General features: G+C 34.8%; 11 protein-coding genes. 4 read left to right on the top strand and 7 right to left on the bottom strand.

The window, feature by feature from the left end:
• Positions 1–201 precede the first annotated feature (201 nt).
• Genes BMW63_RS16660 through BMW63_RS16650 form a run of 3 tightly spaced genes read left to right on the top strand, consistent with a single transcriptional unit; the run spans position 202 to position 5,945 of the window.
• Positions 202–2,838: a gliding motility-associated C-terminal domain-containing protein gene (locus BMW63_RS16660; RefSeq protein ID WP_074724590.1), complete on the top strand. Its 2,637-nt coding sequence runs from the start codon at positions 202–204 to the stop codon at positions 2,836–2,838.
• Between the two features lie 31 nt (positions 2,839–2,869).
• On the top strand, positions 2,870–3,805 hold the full coding sequence (locus BMW63_RS16655) for a PorP/SprF family type IX secretion system membrane protein (protein WP_074724589.1): 936 nt from the start codon (positions 2,870–2,872) through the stop codon (positions 3,803–3,805).
• 10 nt (positions 3,806–3,815) lie between these two features.
• Entirely contained in the window at positions 3,816–5,945 is a 2,130-nt protein-coding gene (locus BMW63_RS16650; protein ID WP_074724594.1) for an OmpA family protein, read from the top strand.
• 86 nt (positions 5,946–6,031) lie between these two features.
• On the opposite strand, the gene miaE is transcribed toward BMW63_RS16650, so the two are convergent.
• Positions 6,032–6,613: a MiaE family protein gene (gene miaE, locus BMW63_RS16645; protein WP_016990606.1), complete on the bottom strand. Its 582-nt coding sequence runs from the start codon at positions 6,611–6,613 to the stop codon at positions 6,032–6,034.
• 110 nt (positions 6,614–6,723) lie between these two features.
• On the opposite strand from miaE, the gene BMW63_RS16640 reads away from it, so the two are divergent.
• A complete protein-coding gene (locus BMW63_RS16640; protein WP_074724588.1) occupies positions 6,724–7,971 on the top strand; it encodes a glycosyltransferase in 1,248 nt (415 codons plus the stop codon).
• A gap of 228 nt (positions 7,972–8,199) precedes the next feature.
• Here BMW63_RS16640 and BMW63_RS16635 read toward each other — a convergent pair whose 3' ends face one another.
• The 6 genes from BMW63_RS16635 to porU all read right to left on the bottom strand — a co-directional run bounded on the left by BMW63_RS16635 (position 8,200) and on the right by porU (position 17,915).
• Entirely contained in the window at positions 8,200–9,084 is an 885-nt protein-coding gene (locus BMW63_RS16635; RefSeq protein WP_074724587.1) for a hypothetical protein, read from the bottom strand.
• A gap of 430 nt (positions 9,085–9,514) precedes the next feature.
• Positions 9,515–11,167, bottom strand: coding sequence for a pyruvate dehydrogenase complex dihydrolipoamide acetyltransferase (locus BMW63_RS16630; RefSeq protein ID WP_074724586.1), 1,653 nt, complete (start codon positions 11,165–11,167; stop codon positions 9,515–9,517).
• Positions 11,168–11,174: 7 nt separating this feature from the next.
• Entirely contained in the window at positions 11,175–12,173 is a 999-nt protein-coding gene (pdhA, locus tag BMW63_RS16625) for a pyruvate dehydrogenase (acetyl-transferring) E1 component subunit alpha (protein ID WP_074724585.1), read from the bottom strand.
• Between the two features lie 144 nt (positions 12,174–12,317).
• Positions 12,318–12,800, bottom strand: coding sequence for a cytidine deaminase (gene cdd / locus BMW63_RS16620; RefSeq protein ID WP_074724584.1), 483 nt, complete (start codon positions 12,798–12,800; stop codon positions 12,318–12,320).
• A 73-nt stretch (positions 12,801–12,873) separates the two neighbouring features.
• Positions 12,874–14,037, bottom strand: coding sequence for a type IX secretion system outer membrane channel protein PorV (porV, locus tag BMW63_RS16615; protein ID WP_074724593.1), 1,164 nt, complete (start codon positions 14,035–14,037; stop codon positions 12,874–12,876).
• Positions 14,038–14,075: 38 nt separating this feature from the next.
• Positions 14,076–17,915, bottom strand: a complete 3,840-nt coding sequence (porU, locus tag BMW63_RS16610; protein WP_074724583.1) for a type IX secretion system sortase PorU — start codon at positions 17,913–17,915, stop codon at positions 14,076–14,078.
• Positions 17,916–17,924 lie beyond the last annotated feature (9 nt).

Raw genomic sequence — 17,924 nt, 5'->3', positions numbered from 1 at the left:
CAGAGTAGTTAAGCCCGCCTGCGCAGATGGTACTGCAGTTATGTGGGAGAGTATGTCGTCGCCTTTCTTTTGAAAAGCCTGTCTGAAAAGATAGGCTTTTTTTGTTTGCAGTAAATGTGGTTTAGTGTAAGATTATTTCTGCTAATTAAAATAATTAGTACAATAAATAATGTATTTTTGAATTAAACTAAAGAAATATTTATGGCTTTAAAACTACCTTTCCCGCCAAAACTCAGATTTTTACATTTTATTATTATCTTAGGGTTATTTTTATCTAGATCTAATGCTTCTGCGCAGTGTGACCCAACCAATAATAGCATTGTTGTTTGTAACGTTTCTGATTTCAGTAGTAAAACGGTTAATCTTTTTTGCGCATTAGTATCTTATATTCCGGGTGGAATTTGGAATGACGATTCCTTTACCGGAGGCTTGAACCCAGTTACTGGTATTTTAGACGTTCAAGCAATAGGACTTTCAGGTATTTTTAGTTATACATATGCTGCAGTGGGTAGTTCTCCAACTACCGTTTTCGTAACTGTTGGGGGATATGCTGGAGTTTCAAACCTAGGAGTTCCAGCTTGTAGCGATAATGAAACCTTTAATTTGTTTCTAGGTTTTAAAGGTGATTTTCTAAGTCCACAATCGAACGGAATTTGGCATGACGATGATGGTACAGGTGCAATAAGCGGAAATTATCTTAATGCTACTGTTGCTGGATTGGGGCCACATTACTTCACCTATACTATGCCTGCAATAGGTGGTTGTTCGTCTAAGTCTTCTACGATACTTGTGACTGTTAAGCGTGCTCCAGAACCTGGTGTTCCTACTGATTTAAAGATATGTTCAGATAATTTAATGGCATATAGTAATTTAAACTTATTTGATTTGTTAACTGGAGAAGATCCTAATGGTCTTTGGAAGGAATTTTCAACTTCTGAATTAGCAGGAGTTAGCGATTCTACAGTTGATGTACAGCATATTTATAGTACTTTAGGAGCGGGAGTCTATAATTTTGTCTATACCGTTAAACCAATAGGTGCAGATAACACTATTTGTAACGAGAAAACAAGTACTGTAAGTATTTTAATAGAGAAGCAACTTGATTTTACAGGAGCCAATCTGGTTGTAAATTCTGATATTTGTGAAATGGATATCGCTACAGCAACATATAAAGCTGTTTTAAGTGAAGGAAATCAAGGTATTCCGGATGGTAATTATCTTGTGTCTTATAAAATTGGTGGGACTTCATCTACAGTATCGGATTCGGTAACTGCCAGTTTTGCTAATGGTGTTTTGACTTTTGATATAAATCGACTTAATTTTCCACAAGTTGACGATTATACTGTCACTATAACTGATATTGTGAAAGTGGGAGGTCTTGGTCTTTGTAACAATGTCATAGGCCTTATTTCTGATATGTTACATATAAATCCAATGCCGAGAATTAATAGTGGTACTTTAATTATTAATGCTGTTTGTAAAGGAGAAAGCGCAAAGGTTATAATTTCGGGTAACATCAATTTAGCAGATGGGAATTACAGTATAATTTATAATTTATCAGGAAAAAACAGTGCTATTGCACAGCAAGCGAATTTTAAGGTTATAAACGGCGTAGTAGGTGATATTCTAATTCCATTTGGGTTGATTGCTATTGACGGAGACACGACATTCGCAGTTAAAAAAATTACAAATCTAACTACTGGGTGTACTAATACATCAACTTTATCTAAAATATTCGTTGTTAATCCATTACCGGATGTTTCAAGACTTGTCTTGGACGTAAAAGATGTCTGTGAGAACCAACCCGTTTCAGTGCTGCTATCCGGATTAGGAATTTTAACGAATATTACTTTAAGCTATAATCTTACGGGAGCGAATACAGCGCTCAATGAAACGGTAACGGTAGAAGTTAACTCTGGTGCTGCTAGTTTTGCCATACCATCGGCGTTATTAATAAGTACTGGGATCACAACTTTGGTTCTTACGGATATTATCGATAATACAAACGGTTGTGGAGCCATAATAAATATTGGCTCAAAGAGTTTCACGATTAATACAATTCCAAATTTACCAATTGTAGATGACCAACAATTTTGCAAAAATGATAAGGCGACTATTGCCAATTTAGTACCAAAGGGAACCCAATACCAATGGTTTGATTCGTTAACAAGTACGACTGCATTAAATAACAATACCCTTTTGGTAACAAAAAATTATTATGTTAAGGAAGTGAATGTGGTTACTAAGTGTGAATCTGGAAGAGCAGTACTTAATGTTAGAGTAAATGAATTAGGTACGCCGGTTTTAGTTCAAGACCCATTAAATTTTTGTGGTTTGGATAAACCCACTGTAAATAGTTTGACGGCTATTACGACAGCAAGTGGAACGATTGAATGGTATGACGCTGCTGTAAATGGGAATAAATTAGCCACGACAGCTTTGCTTAAAGAGGGGGCTGCCTATTACGGCTTTAGCTATTCAAGTACCACAACATGTTATTCGGATGTTGTGGAGGTGACTGTATCGCTTACTAATTGTGATGTCACTCCTGAATTTTTTATTCCTGATGGTTTTTCACCAAACGGTGATGGGGTAAATGACAGTTTCAGAATTCGAAACATCGAGTTTATTTATCCAAATTTCACCTTAGATATTTACAGTAGATATGGAAATCTTTTGTTTAGTGGTAATAAAAACAAATTGGAATGGGATGGTAAAAATTCTGATTTCAAAATTGGCATTGATGGAGTAGCTCCGAACGGCGTTTATTTTTATATAATCAATCATAATAAAGGTAATAAAGCACCAAAACAAGGGCAACTTTACTTGAATAGGTAGTCAGCATTCCTTACTTTAAACTTAATTTCAAATGAAAAAAACAATACTATTTGTAAGTTTTTTATTTTTTATAATAAATGTGACGGCGCAACAAGATGCGCAATATACTCACTATATGTATAACATGAGCACGGTAAATCCTGCCTATGCAACGGGAATGCAATCTATGTTAGACGTAGGAATACTATATAGAACACAGTGGGTTGGTGCAATTGGGGCTCCAAAAACTATGACACTTTTTGCGCACATGCCTGTCAACAAAAAAGTAGAGGTGGGGTTTTCATTGGTTTCTGATGATATTGGAGATGGTGCAAAAAAGGAAGATAAGTTTTTTGCAGATTTTGCATACGTGCTCCGATTAAATAATTCACACAGACTTTCTCTTGGATTGAAAGCTGGTCTTACCTCTTTTAAAACTAATTTTAATGGTTTTGTTTTTGAGAGTGGGAATGCTAGTACGGATCTTGCTTTCTCGGAAAACGTAAATGCAATATTCCCTAATGTTGGTATTGGAGCATTTTACTTCACGGATAAATATTATATAGGTTTATCTGCGCCAAATTTGTTTTCTTCTAAACATATTGAGGAGCGTTCTGGAATTAGTGCTTTTGGTTCAGAAAAAATTCATTCCTTTTTTACCGGAGGTTATGTTTTTAGATTATCGGATTCATTTAAATTAAAACCGGCATTTATGTCAAAATTTATCAAAGGAGCTCCAGTCACTTTAGATATTTCTGGCAATGTTTTGTATAATGATAGATTCGAGTTTGGTGCTGCTTATAGAGTAGGCGATGCCGTAAGTGCATTGATGAATGTAAAAGCAACTCCAAGTATTAGAGTTGGATACGCATATGATTATACGATTTCTAATCTTGGACAGTTTAACTCCGGAACACATGAAATTTTTATATTATTTAATCTAGATTTATTAAGTAAAGGATATGATAAATCACCAAGATTCTTCTAAAAAAGTAAACATGAAAAGAATACTCCTAATTATAATTGTCTGTTCAATACAGCTTATAAATGCCCAATCTCAAGATTTAAAAAGGGCCAAACGCTTTTTTGAAAAAACCTTTTATAGCGAAGCAATTCCTTTGTATGAAAATATTCTTCTAGAAAACAGCTCTTTTGAAGTGGTTAAAAACTTAGCGGATTGTTATTATTATACCAATGATTATCCTTATGCACAAAGGCAGTATCGGGTTTTGCTTGCTAGATTTAATAAAGATCTTGAAGAAGAATATTATTTTAGGTATTCACAAACCTTGAAGGCAACAGGAAATTACGAAGAATCAAATCAGGTTCTTAAGGATTATTTTATTAGTTCAAATAACATCGAAGCCTTATCTAAATTGGAAAAAGAAAACAAGGAACTTGGAAATGTATCTGTATTGGATAATAGATTTGAAATTAAAAATTTGGCGATAAATACGGTTAATTCTGAATTTGGAGCTGTTGAACAAGGTGAAAGCTTAATTTTTTCTGGGGTCAAAACGAAGCATGGTTTGTTTGATAAAGTATACAAGTGGAATAACGAACAGTACCTTGAGTTGATGAAAATCCCTTTAATTAATATCAATTCTAGTGATTCTATTGTAGATTATTTTTCTAAGGAATTAAATACCTCTATGCATGAATCAAATCCTGTTTTTACTAAAGATGGAAATACAATATATTTTACTAGAAATAATTATAAAAAAGGGAGAAGAGGTAAAAACAAAGATAAAGTATCAAATCTTCAAATTTTTAAGGCTGAACTGGTGGATAATAAATGGACAAATGTAGTTTCACTTCCTTTTAATAGTGATGATTATTCGGTGGAACATCCAGCACTTAGTAGTGACGAAAAAATATTGTATTTTGCTTCAGATATGCCTGGTACGTTAGGCTCTTTTGATATTTTTAGCGTTGCTATCAATGGTGAGGACTATGGAGTTCCAATAAACTTGGGGGTTAAAATTAATACCAGTAAAAAAGAGCAGTTTCCTTTCATATCAAAAGATAGCAAATTGTATTTTTCTTCTAATGGACATGCTGGATTTGGATCATTGGATGTCTTTGTGTCGGAAATACAGTCGAATGAGTTTTCTAAACCATTAAATGTAGGTTTGCCGGTAAATTCCGGTTATGATGATTTTTCTTTTACTATTGATTCCGATAATAAAGAGGGTTATTTCTCTTCTAACAGGATTGGTGGAAAAGGGAACGATGATATATATCAGCTGAAAGAAATAAAACCACTACTTATCGAAGATTGTATGCAGTTTATTGCAGGAATTATAACTGATGTGGATACAAATCTTCCTTTAGGCAATACTTTAGTTCGTTTACAAAATGGCGATAAGATCGAAATTGAATACTTTACAACAGCAAAAGACGGAAAATTCAGTTTCACGGTGACTTGTGAAACAGCCTACTTTGTATTAGCATCTAAAGAAGATTATACAAAGGATTCAAAGTTTTTTCAACTTCAAAAAGAACGAAAGAAAACAAATGATGCTTCGATGTCTTTAAAATCTATGGAAGCGATAAGAAAAGAGGAGCATTTTGCGCTTGAAGAGAAGGAAAAGCAGCATCTAGTTTTGCTTGAGCAAAAGAAAAAAGAAGAAGTAGCGTTAGTTGAAAAAGTTAAGAAAGACAAACAAATTGCAGCTGAAAAAGCAATTGTAGATGCCCAAAATAAGAAGAAAGAAAAACTGGATAATATAATTGCGACCGAAAAAGATGTGGTAAAAGATAATGGTCGTTTAATAGTGAAAACGGATCCCATCTATTTCGATTATGATTTATGGTATATTCGTAGAGAATCAAAACCAATCTTAAATCGCGTGATTGAATTAATGAAGAAATATCCTGATATGGTTATAGAGATTGGTTCGCATACGGATAACCGCGGAAATAATCATTATAACTTGAAGCTTTCATCCAATAGAGCGCAATCAACAAAAGAATATTTCGTAAGCCAAGGAATTTCCAGTAAGAGAATTATTGCCAAAGGATACGGTGAAAGTGTTCAAATTAATAAATGCGAGCCGAGTGAATCTTGTACGGAAGAACAGCATGAGTTGAATAGGCGCAGTGAATTTGTAATTAAAAATTTATAGGAGTTTATAATAAAGAAAACAAATCATAAAATTATGATCGAACAAAAAAAAGGGATTATCGATAGATATCCCTTTTTTTATATTGACTATCCGTGAACAGATTCGTTTTTGCCGTAGTTTACAATAATAGATGTTTCAAAATCAATCCATTCTTGCCAACGTTTGTCTACATCAACATTGTCAGCATATTTTCGGGCAAAGCCTAAGAAAGTGGTGTAATGCCCTGCTTCAGAAATCATTAAATCTCTATAGAATTTTGCTAATTCAGGGTCTTTTATATTTTCTGACAGTACCTTGAATCGCTCACAGCTTCGGGCTTCAATCATCGCCGAAAATAGTAAACGGTCGCATAAAGCATCTTTTCTACTGCCGTCTTTTTTCATAAATTTAAAAAGTTCATTTACATAATGGTCTTTGCGCTCTCTACCTAGCGTCAGACCTTTGCTTTTTATTAAATCATGTACCATTTGGAGATGTTCTAGCTCTTCACGGGCAATAACTAATAGCTCGGTTACTAACTCTTCTAATTCTGAATTATAAGTAACAAGGCTTATTGCATTTGAAGCTGCTTTTTGTTCACACCAGGCATGGTCTGTCAATATCTCTTCAATATTTGATTCGACTATATTTACCCATCTCGGGTCTGTTGCTAATTTTAATCCTAACATGGTATATTATTTAATTAATACAAAATTAGTGTTTTCTTTCTGATTTCTTGGTTAAATGATAGTTTAGAGCTCTAAATTGTATTATTTTGTAACTGAAATTAAATACAAAGATGGATAAGGTTAAAAAGCTCTTAATAATAGGCAGTGTGTGGCCAGAACCTAATTCTTCTGCCGCGGGAACTAGAATGTTACAGTTGATTTCTCTTTTTAAAGTGGAGGAATATGCTATAACATTTGCAAGTCCTGCGATGGATAGTGATTTTATGGTTAACCTTGAATTAGTAGGAGTAGATAAAAAAACGATTACTTTAAATTGCTCGAGTTTTGATGGCTTCGTAAAAGACCTAAATCCATCGGTGGTGTTGTTTGATCGGTTTATGATGGAAGAGCAGTTTGGTTGGCGTGTAAACGAAAACTGTCCAGAAGCCTTACGCTTATTAGATACTGAAGATTTTCATTGTTTACGAGTAGCACGTCAGAAAGCATTTAAAGAGAAAAGACCTTTTGTGGAAGCTGATTTGTTTGTGGAAGCTGTAGCCAAAAGAGAAATAGCTAGTATATTGCGTTGCGATTTGTCTTTGATTATTTCAGAATATGAAATGCAATTGCTTACAGAAATATTTAAAATTGATAGTTCGCTATTGTTGTATTTGCCTTTTTTATTGGAAGAAATATCTAATGCTGACATAGATAAATTGCCTTTATTTGATGAAAGGAATAATTTTGTTTTCATTGGTAATTTTCTCCATGAACCTAATTGGAATGCGGTTCAATATTTAAAAGAAACGATATGGCCTCTTATAAAAAAGCAGTTGCCTGAGGCTGTTGTACATATTTATGGCGCTTATCCGTCGCAAAAAGTGTTGCAACTCAATAATGTCAAGGAAGGTTTTTTAGTAAAGGGGCGCGCTGCTAATGCGAGTGCCGTGGTACAAGAAGCTCGAGTAGTGCTGGCGCCTTTGCGTTTTGGGGCTGGTATAAAGGGAAAACTATTAGAAGCGATGCACTGTGGAACTCCTAGCGTTACTACCTTTATTGGAGCAGAATCGATGCATGGCGATTTGGATTGGAATGGTTTTATAGCGGATAATCCTGAAATTTTTGCAAATGAAGCGGTACTGTTATATCAAGATGAAAAACTTTGGCTTCAAGCTCAAAAAAACGGAGTTGAAATAATAAATCACCGGTATTTAAGAGGATTGTTTGAGGGTGATTTTATGAAGAAAATAAAATGGCTACAAGCTAATTTACAAGAGCATCGTGTGAATAATTTTATGGGGTCATTGCTGCAACATCATACTCTGAAAAGTACGATGTACATGTCCAAGTGGATTGAGGAGAAGAATAGAAAGAAATAATTATAAATTTGCCACCACGATTAGTGCAAATAATAGCCCGTTTTAACGATTTGTATTCTTCGAATAACTCCTTCACTTAGATAAGCAAATTTTGATTGATTGTTGTAATAATTTTGTTTGTCGCAGAGCCTAGGAGTCGATGAGTCCCAGTCAGTAGTACTTCCTTGCAATTGCGTCTATAACTATTGACCTGTATTAGTTACTAAAGGTTAATAAGTTTAGTGAGTATTAATGATCCGGAACGGCGCTGTTTTTATAGGAGTTATGTATGATGAGGATGAGTAACCCAAAAAGTACGGCGCCAACGATTAATACGTTATTTACTAGTCCTTCCATCGAAAAGGATAATTTTATTAACATAGTAGAAATTACAAATCCCGAATTTCTTATGATTTGGTGAAACTTGTCAGAGTGAAAGAATGAGAATAACAGTAGTAGTACATCAATCATGATTAATAACATGAAAAAATTATCAAAGAATATATTATTGATGTTTTTAAAGGAGTTTACTGGAGCGACGTTCTGTTCCATTGAAGCGATCAACCAGTTACTAAACGAGTACAAAGCCATAATAATCAATACGGGAATAAGAGTAGTTGCTATGGTTTTTTTTAATTTGATGAATTTTTCCATTCGGATTTTCTCTTTAGCCGTTCTTGTAGTGTCATCGCTTTCTTGTTTTTTTATTTTTTTATAAAATAGTTGAATTAAAAAAAACAAAAGTATTGTGGTAATAACGTCATAAAGGAACTGCAAGTCATTTTCGAGCTTAAACCATCCTGTGGACACTTCGATGTGACCAATATCTTTGAAGATTCTTCGTATTACAATCAGTGTTATGATTTCATACTGCTTCCCTATGTATTTTGAGGTGGAACTTGGTAGGTAAAAAACAAGTAAAAACACTTCATAAACTAGAATGAACGAAAATGGTGTATAAACGGCAGAGATGGGATTTTTTGTCAGTTTGCTAGCAATGTGAATAATGTCTTGGTTTACTAGAAAAATAATCAGTAGATGTATTAAATAGCTGATTATCGCAATGCCTATTATTATACGTTCTGTTTGTTCCCTGAACGTTTCGGATAAAAACTTGTCAAATAACTTTTTCATAAGTTTTGTAATTGAGTATAGTTAATATGCATTAAAATCAACAACATGGATTGTAGATTGTTTTACATTCAATCAGTAGCGGCAGTGTGATGAATGTAAGAGGACTCGCAATCTTCAGCATTTATAGTTTTACAAAAAAGCACAAAAGAGAATTCTTGAAAAGAACCGTTTCGTAAAGAAAAGGATATTTTAATAGCCTATTTTTGGTTGTATTTTTTTGTAGTTTTTCTTATTCCTATTTAAATTCAAATTTACATAAAAAATGATTTAATCCTACTTTTATTATTATAACTAACATATTTTCAGTTAATTAAGCTGCTGTTTTGGGTGTTTAATGTGATCGGTCATGGGTTTTACTTTGGTGTTATAAAAACAAAAAACCCGTCAAGTGCTAAACTAGACGGGTTTTGGTTTTATATAAAATCAGTAATTAGGCAAGCATCGTAACTGGGTTTTCTATGTATTGTTTTAATGTTTGTAAGAACTGTGCTCCAGTTGCTCCATCGATAGTACGGTGGTCACAAGCTAGAGATAACATCATGGTGTTTCCTACGACGATTTGGCCATTTTTAACCACTGGTTTCTCTACAATAGCTCCTACTGATAGGATAGCAGAATTAGGTTGGTTGATGATAGAATTGAATTCTACAATACCAAACATTCCTAAGTTAGAAACAGTAAAAGTACTTCCTTCCATTTCGGTTGGTAGTAGTTTTTTGTTTTTGGCTCTTCCGGCAAGATCTCTTACGCTTCCGCCAATTTGAGATAAACTCATTGCATCTGTAAATTTCAATACAGGAACAACTAATCCATCTTCTACAGCTACAGCAACACCAATATTAACATGATGGTTGATTGTAATTGCTTCTTCTTTCCACTGAGAGTTCACCTTTGGATGTTTTTTTAATGCCATAGCACATGCTTTGATGACCATGTCATTAAAAGAAACTTTTGTATCAGGAATACTATTGATTATAGCTCTAGATTTCATTGCATCATCCATTGTAACTTCGATAGTTAAGTTGTAATGAGGCGCTGTAAATAAAGACTCTGCCAATCGCTTGGCTATGATTTTTCGCATTTGCGAATTCTTAATCTCTTCTGTAAATACTTCTCCCGCAGGAACAAATACTTTTGGCGCAGCGGCAACGGTAGTTGGTGCTTTTGCAGTCACAGAAGTTTCAGCAGTTACTGTGCTAGTTGGTGCAGCTGGAGTGAAATTTTCAATATCACTTTTCACGATACGTCCGTTTTCACCTGAACCTTTCACTTGATTTAATTGAATTCCTTTGTCACTTGCAATTTTCTTTGCTAATGGCGATGCTAAAATTCGTTGTCCATCAGTTGAAGCTTCTTGAGTAACTGTTGTTACCGCATCAGCTGGTGCCGATTTAGTTTCTTCAGTTGGTTCTGTAGATTTAGCCTGACCTTCATTACTGTAGTTTTCAGCAATACCGGTTATGTCTGTTCCTTCAGGGCCTATAATAGCCAGTAAACTGTCTACAGGAGCTGCGTTTCCTTCTTGAATACCTATATATAATAAAGTACCTTCATTGAAAGATTCAAATTCCATAGTTGCTTTATCGGTCTCGATTTCAGCAAGGATATCACCTTCACTAACTTTGTCGCCCACCTTTTTTAACCAAGTAGCTACAGTACCTTCGGTCATGGTATCGCTTAAACGTGGCATGGTAACAACAACAACTCCTTTTGGTAAAGAGGCTGTTACTGGGGGGGTATCTTTTTCTTCCTTTATAGTTTCAGTGGGAGCTGAATCATTTTCAGTTTTAACTACTTCTGTGTTAGGGGCTGATTGTTCTGCTATTAAAGCAGCGACATCTTCACCTTCTTTTCCTATAATAGCAAGTAAAGAATCTACGGGTGCTGATTCTCCTGCTGGGATTCCTATATATAATAGAGTACCTTCATTAAAGGATTCAAATTCCATTGTTGCTTTGTCGGTTTCAATTTCAGCTAGGATATCTCCTTCACTAATTTTATCTCCTACTTTTTTAAGCCAAGTCGCTACCGTTCCTTCCGTCATAGTATCGCTCAAACGAGGCATTGTAATAATTGTTGCCATAATTGATTTATAGTTTATGAGGTATGAATGGATAATTTTCTTGTTCGTATACTACATCGTAAAGTTGTTGCACTGGTGGGTAATCAGATTCTTCAGCAAAATCAACACACTCTTGAACTAAATCTTTTACCCTTTGATCAATTGCTGCAATTTCTTCTTCTGTAGCATAATTTTGATCTTTTATTAAGTCTAAAACTTGGGTAATTGGATCAATTTTTTTATACTCTTCTACTTCGTCTTTAGAACGGTATAGTTGAGCGTCAGACATTGAGTGTCCTCTGTAACGATATGTTTTCATTTCTAGAAATGTTGGTCCATCTCCACGTCTTGCTCGATCGATAGCTTCTGTCATTGCTTCCGCTACTTTTACAGGATTCATTCCGTCAACAGGACCGCAAGGCATCTCGTAGCCTAAGCCTAGTTTCCATATATCCGTGTGGTTGGCTGTTCTTTCTACAGAAGTTCCCATTGCATAACCGTTATTTTCAACGATAAAAACAACTGGTAATTTCCACAACATGGCCATGTTAAAAGCTTCGTGAAGTGACCCTTGTCGAGCAGCTCCATCACCAAAATAGGTCATGGTTACTCCGCCTGTTTCAAAATATTTATCTGCAAAAGCTAATCCTGCTCCTACAGGAATTTGTCCACCTACAATTCCGTGTCCACCATAAAAACGGTGTTCTTTTGAAAAAATGTGCATAGAGCCACCCATTCCTTTAGATGTTCCAGTAACTTTTCCTAAAAGTTCAGCCATTACACGTCTTGGGTCTACACCCATTCCGATTGGTTGAACGTGATTTCTGTATGCAGTAATCATTTTATCTTTTGTCAAGTCCATTGCGTGCAATGCACCAGCAAGTACGGCTTCTTGACCGTTGTATAGATGCAAAAATCCTCTGACTTTTTGTTGTATGTATAATGCTGCGAGTTTGTCTTCAAACTTTCTCCAAAGGAGCATATCTTCATACCACTTTAAATAAACCTCTTTTGTAACTTCTTTCATCTCAATTGTTCTTTTGCTAAAGTTTTTATTGTGTTATCAACTAGTACCTATAACGCAAAATAGTCTCCTCACACGAATTTGCGAATCGCAAAAATAAGACATTCCATCTAAGGAGTAAAATTAAAAGGCTTCTTTTTGTTTTTTTTACAAGAATTTTTTGTCGAACATAAAAGGTAGCAAGTTTTTTAGCGAGTCTGATTTGTAGATATCACCTGTTTCTCCCATAAAATAAATTTCTATTGGATTTTCTTGCCGAATTTCATACTCTGCTATTGATTGCCTGCAAGCACCACAAGGAGGTATTGGGGCTATTGTTTTATTTGAATCTGAAGCTGCGGTAATCGCCATTTTTAAAATTTTTGCTTCAGGATAAATGGCTCCTGCATGAAAAATAGCAACACGTTCAGCGCATAGGCCTGACGGGTAGGCTGCATTCTCTTGGTTTGAACCTAAAACAGTTTGTCCATTGTCTAATAATAGCGCGGCACCGACGCGAAATTTTGAATAGGGCGCATAGGCATTTTTTCTAACGCCCACCGCTTGTTCCATTAAATTCTGGATGTCACTTGGTAATTCTTGAAGTGAGTTATAAGCCGAAAATTGGCTGGTAATAGTAATTTTTTTCATTGTTTTTTGAGGAAAAAAAATCCAAATTTCATGGTTTTGAAGTTTGGATTGTTAATTTAGATTTTATATATAGCTAATATTCATCGTATTTATCTCCAAAATTAAAAGTTAGAGAGAAACGTAATGTATTTTCTAAAGGATTTTTAACTTTTGAAGCTGAAAACAGGTAAGAGACATCTACTTTAACGACATTGTATTTAAAGCCTGCTCCCATAGAGAAATATTTTCTAGCACCTTTTAGGGGACTTTCATGGAAGTAACCTAAACGCATAGCAAAAGAGTCCTGATATGAATATTCAGCTCCTACAGCATAAGTCACTTCTTTGGTTTCTTCGCTAAGACCGTCTGGCGCATCTCCAAATGATTTAAACACACCGGAAACCCAGCCAATAGAACGATAATTATCTGTGTTTTGCGCTCTTTCTTCAGGAGTAATCGTACCGTCCCCATTTAAATCTGGGTTTTGAGGAGTAGGAACTAATAGTTTATTGAATTCAACATTGACTGCTACTTTATTGTAGTCGTCCAAAATAAAGTCAAATCCCGTTCCGAGTTTTAAATTTGCCGGCAAAAAATTAGTGCTTATATTGTCGTTGTCATAACTAATTTTTGGGCCTAAATTCTGAATGTTAAATCCAGCTCTCCATCTTCCATTAAACTCACTGTATGCTATTTCTTCTGATTGATAAAATCCTGCCACATCGATTGCAAATGAACTCGCTGCTGAGGCATCTGCGTTATCGGTAGCCACTTTTAAATTTGAACGAATATATCTTCCGGCAACTGCCATTGAGAATTTTTCGCTTAATTTCAAGGAATAAGAACCGTCAATAGCAAATTCGTTTGGAGAAACTATTCTCGCAGGGTCATTTGGATTGTCACGTAATTCGATTTCACCAAAACCAAAATAGCGAATACTTGCTGCAAAAGCATTTCGATCACTTATTTTATTGTAATATGTTAATTGACCTAAAGAGATGTCATTTGCTAGATCTGTAAGATAGGGAGTAAAACTTACGGAAACTCCTTGTTTGTCAGTTGCAAAGGCATACTTTGCTGGATTCCATTGTTGCGAAAAAGCATCTGCCGAAGTTGCGACTCCTATATCTGCCATACCTGCGGCTCTCGCATCGGCCGAGACTAATAGAAAGGGAACAGCAGTGGTAATTACCCTATCTTGAGCGTTTGCATAAGAAAAAACGAGTATGCAGCTTGTGAAAAGTATTAATTTTTTCATTTTTTCATTAAAATTCATTGAACAAATATAGTATTTTATTAAAGTATTACAAGTTTTTCAAACTTTTCTGCTCTTTTATTGGTCATGGTAGATTTGACGGTTAGTTTGTAGATATATACTCCTTTTCCGATTTTATTTCCAAAATCATCTTTACCATCCCATGTAATCTCTTTTGACAAAAAACCTTCGGTTGAAATGATTTGATTTTTTGTCCAAACTACTTTACCTGTTATTGTCATAACTTGTATTTGCACCATTAAAGGTTCATAAGGCCTGTTATGTGTAAACCAAAATTCAGTATAATTAACAAATGGATTAGGATAATTTAGTACATGTGTTAAAGTTATTGTTTCGTCGCCAACAACCACGAACTGGATTTCAATAGTTATAGGATTGTTATATACGTCCCATGCCTTAAATGTAATAGTATGCAGGCCAATGGCTAAATTACGAAGAGGAAAGCGAAGGCTTCCCTTAGTATAATCGTCAAGATTGGTTTGATAATAATCATTTAAAACATACGGATTGCTTATATTTCCGTCTAAAATTGCTACAATATCATGTCCTATTCCGCTAGCTGTATTGATTCCATTTTCATCTTCGAGAAAAGCAAGTAGAAACGGGGATGCATTTGTTGTTCCGCCAGAAACAAATGTTTCGTCATTCATATATAACTTCACTTTTGGGCTAATATTGTCTTGCGCCGCATTTTCATTAATTCCGCCTATTTGAATGGTACTATCAAAGCCGGTTTCATTTTCTAATGTCTGCTCCTTTTTAGCATAAAAACTTATTTTTCCATTAGCTACAGGAATTCGAATATCTCGAGGGACTACAAAACTGAATTCAAACAAACCGTTTGTTATAGAAGCATTTCCTCTAAAAATAGTTTCGCCAATGGTGTTAAAATTTATTGAGGGACTATTATTGTCATTATTTAATGTTGTCCTTGGAATAATTTTATCAAATATGGTAGAGGACAGTGTGCCATTATAATTAGCTAGAAGCACATCATTTTCATCGGTTATTTCACCACTCACTTTCATGCGAGCCAATGATTTGAATTCATCTGTAGTTTGCGACACTGGAATGTCATTTACTTTTGTAAGTTTTATTTTTGGCTTTGGTATCGCTAGAATTAATGCGGGATCACCTAAATAGAAAACCACATTTGTGGCGCTATTTGGATTGCTGTTTTTTGATATCCGTAGAGCCTCGGCGATTGAGGTGTATTGGCTTGAGCCAAATGAGAATAGCTTCTCAGATAATACATCATTGAAATTTTCAGCGCTAAATTGACCTATTGATCGAATTGTTGTGATCATAGCAATAGCACCACCTTTTGGATTCCAATAGGTATATTCACCGGCTGTAGGTCTCGACGGATTGTCAAAACGGGAGAATTCGCAGGTGATTGTTATGAATAAGGGGTATTTGTATTGGTTGTTTAAATTTTGTCCATCCGATTTTTCCCAAATTCTTTCAGATGATAAACCGTCTTCGCCTCCATGTCCCAAATAATTGAAAACCAAAGCGCCTTTTTCGAATGCATTAAATAGATCTGTTCTTGCTTTTGGATATCGGAAACCTCCTGCAGATGCTTCTTGAACATAGGAATCCAAAAGGATTTTATTAATGTTAAAAAAGGGTTTTTGAGTTGTGATTATATCGGCTAATTTATTTTGTCTACTTTGTAAATTGGAATCAGAGGTTATGTCTGAATCATCGCTAATCATTACGAAATTGTTTCTCCAACTTCCAAATGATTTTATATCATGGTATTCAATGACTTTGTTTACCATTTCTTCTGCCTGCTGCGGATTGTTTACAATCATTCTTCCAACAGCAATATCAATACCGCCAAAAAAAGAGATGATATTTCCTTCGGTACTATCCATCAAGCCGTAAAAATCATCGGATGCAAATGAAGCTTCTCCTGTTGTTTGGCTATTAAGGGCATGATATATAGGTATAATGTTAGTGTTGTTTGCGATTCGGTTTTTATAATCATAGGAAGCGTCCCCAAACAAATTCACGTACTTTATTCTTTTTTCCGTGGTAGAGGCATTTTCATAAATATATTTGATGCAGTTTCTAATGGCTGCTATATCTTGCTTTCCAGAGGAAAATTCGGGGTATATTGATTCGGTCGTAATTACTTTGACATTCAGTTTGGAGTAGATTCGGTGGAAATTGGCTAATTTTTCAGCTTGAATGTATAAAGAATTAGGAGTGATAATTACATAGTCAATATCTTCAAATTGAGCTTGTTTGTTTTTGAAAATAGAACCTTTAATGTTTTGATTAGCGACTTTAGGTTTGCTATCTTTTAATGGTGTGTAATAATCTGAGGCATCGATTGCGACATATTTTCGGAGTTCGCCTAAATTTGCTTTGAAAGAAAAAGTGGGTTGATTTGTGTTCTCAAATTTGCTTACATTATATAGGTCTGTAATATCCCACACCTGACTAATTTTTTCTGCGCTAGACAGAATGTAATTTACAATGCCGAAGTTAGCAATTGAAGCATCATATTGAAAGTTAAATTGTTTTCCATATCCTTGAAGTTTTCTTTTGGCTATGAGTTCGATTTTGTCCAAAAAACCCTTTGAACCCGGTACGCCATTGTTATTATAGCTTAATTTTATTTTTACAGTTTCGGATCCATTAAAGGAGGTGTTGCCAGGTAGAGAGCCAACATTAAATTCAGTGTCTGAATTAGTATTTATTGCAGGAAAGGATATGGAGCCAATAGTTTGGCCGTTAGAAGTAATCTGAAAAGAAGTTAAGGTGTAAGCTGCAGAAGCGGCTGTCGCTTTTATTTTGACAGGTGTTGTGATGTCTATGTTTGGAAAATTAAATTCAAATTCTTGATCTTGGCTGATGTTAAATGATTCTCCAAACCACTGTCTGCCTAGGTTTGCAATATTTTTTAAATCTTTTTCATGGAACTGATGGTCGTCAAAAGTATTTAAATTTAATGTGCTGCTGCCCTTGGGCTCACTCAGTTCTGTAATTCTTTTTCCGTCTACTCCTGAAGTATTGATGTAGTAAAACGACTTAGTATCGTATAGATTATTATAGGTCTGACTTTCGATATTATAGGTATCAAGACCTTCAGCGTAGAATAAAATATAATCTTCGTTGTCAAAGTTTCCGTCGTTTTCTCCAATAATTTGTATTGCATTTTCGGTTAAATCGGAAGGATAATAAATATTGTTTGACAGGGGGAGCATTTTCCCTCCATTTCCATAAATTTTTATTTTTTTAGGATCGATGGCATTCAAGTTAATGCCTAAGTCTTGTAAAAAACTTTTGGATATTTTATAAACGCCAGATTTTTCAATGTAAAAACGATACCAATCTCCTATGGCTAAAACGGAGTTGGAAATAGAAGTTGTGGCTTTATTTGATTTTAATATCTTTGAGGTTGAGTTAATGATGTTATAAGAAAAGGATTTTATTCTTTTATAACCGAATTCATCTTTGACTATAGGAGACAAGCTGAGAAACGATTGAGAGATGCCTCTTGATTGCGTATTTCTTAGTGAGGATTCTATTTTTTTTGGTATGTTTTTAATGGCTAAATCCCCAAGTTGAGACGGAGCGATTGATTCATAGGTTACATTGGTAATTTGGATACTGGTTTGGTCGTTTAGAGCAGGCGTTGTTAGTTCTTGGGTGTATGTTATTTTTTTTTCGGACGGGTCATAATGGTAATTGTTGCCAGTAAAGTGCGGGATATTGATTTTATATGTTCCAAAAGAAACTGCCGTTTTTTCAATCCAGTCAATAGTTACGTCACCTGCAGTCTGTGCATTTGATAGATAAGGAAGTAGTAATAAACTATAAAATAGTAGTTTTTGCTTAAATTGCATGAATAGTAA

The sequence above is a fragment of the Flavobacterium frigoris genome (genome assembly GCF_900111075.1).
Lineage (GTDB): Bacteria > Bacteroidota > Bacteroidia > Flavobacteriales > Flavobacteriaceae > Flavobacterium > Flavobacterium frigoris.
The sequence above is the reverse complement of the archived record's forward strand: the minus strand, read 5'-3'. Positions and strand labels throughout refer to the sequence as shown.

Coding starts and splice junctions, on each gene's coding strand:
- BMW63_RS16660 (WP_074724590.1), top strand. CDS start 202: ATGGCTTTAAAACTACCTTTCCCGCCAAAACTCAGATTTTTACATTTT.
- BMW63_RS16655 (WP_074724589.1), top strand. CDS start 2,870: ATGAAAAAAACAATACTATTTGTAAGTTTTTTATTTTTTATAATAAAT.
- BMW63_RS16650 (WP_074724594.1), top strand. CDS start 3,816: ATGAAAAGAATACTCCTAATTATAATTGTCTGTTCAATACAGCTTATA.
- miaE (WP_016990606.1), bottom strand. CDS start 6,613: ATGTTAGGATTAAAATTAGCAACAGACCCGAGATGGGTAAATATAGTC.
- BMW63_RS16640 (WP_074724588.1), top strand. CDS start 6,724: ATGGATAAGGTTAAAAAGCTCTTAATAATAGGCAGTGTGTGGCCAGAA.
- BMW63_RS16635 (WP_074724587.1), bottom strand. CDS start 9,084: ATGAAAAAGTTATTTGACAAGTTTTTATCCGAAACGTTCAGGGAACAA.
- BMW63_RS16630 (WP_074724586.1), bottom strand. CDS start 11,167: ATGGCAACAATTATTACAATGCCTCGTTTGAGCGATACTATGACGGAA.
- pdhA (WP_074724585.1), bottom strand. CDS start 12,173: ATGAAAGAAGTTACAAAAGAGGTTTATTTAAAGTGGTATGAAGATATG.
- cdd (WP_074724584.1), bottom strand. CDS start 12,800: ATGAAAAAAATTACTATTACCAGCCAATTTTCGGCTTATAACTCACTT.
- porV (WP_074724593.1), bottom strand. CDS start 14,037: ATGAAAAAATTAATACTTTTCACAAGCTGCATACTCGTTTTTTCTTAT.
- porU (WP_074724583.1), bottom strand. CDS start 17,915: ATGCAATTTAAGCAAAAACTACTATTTTATAGTTTATTACTACTTCCT.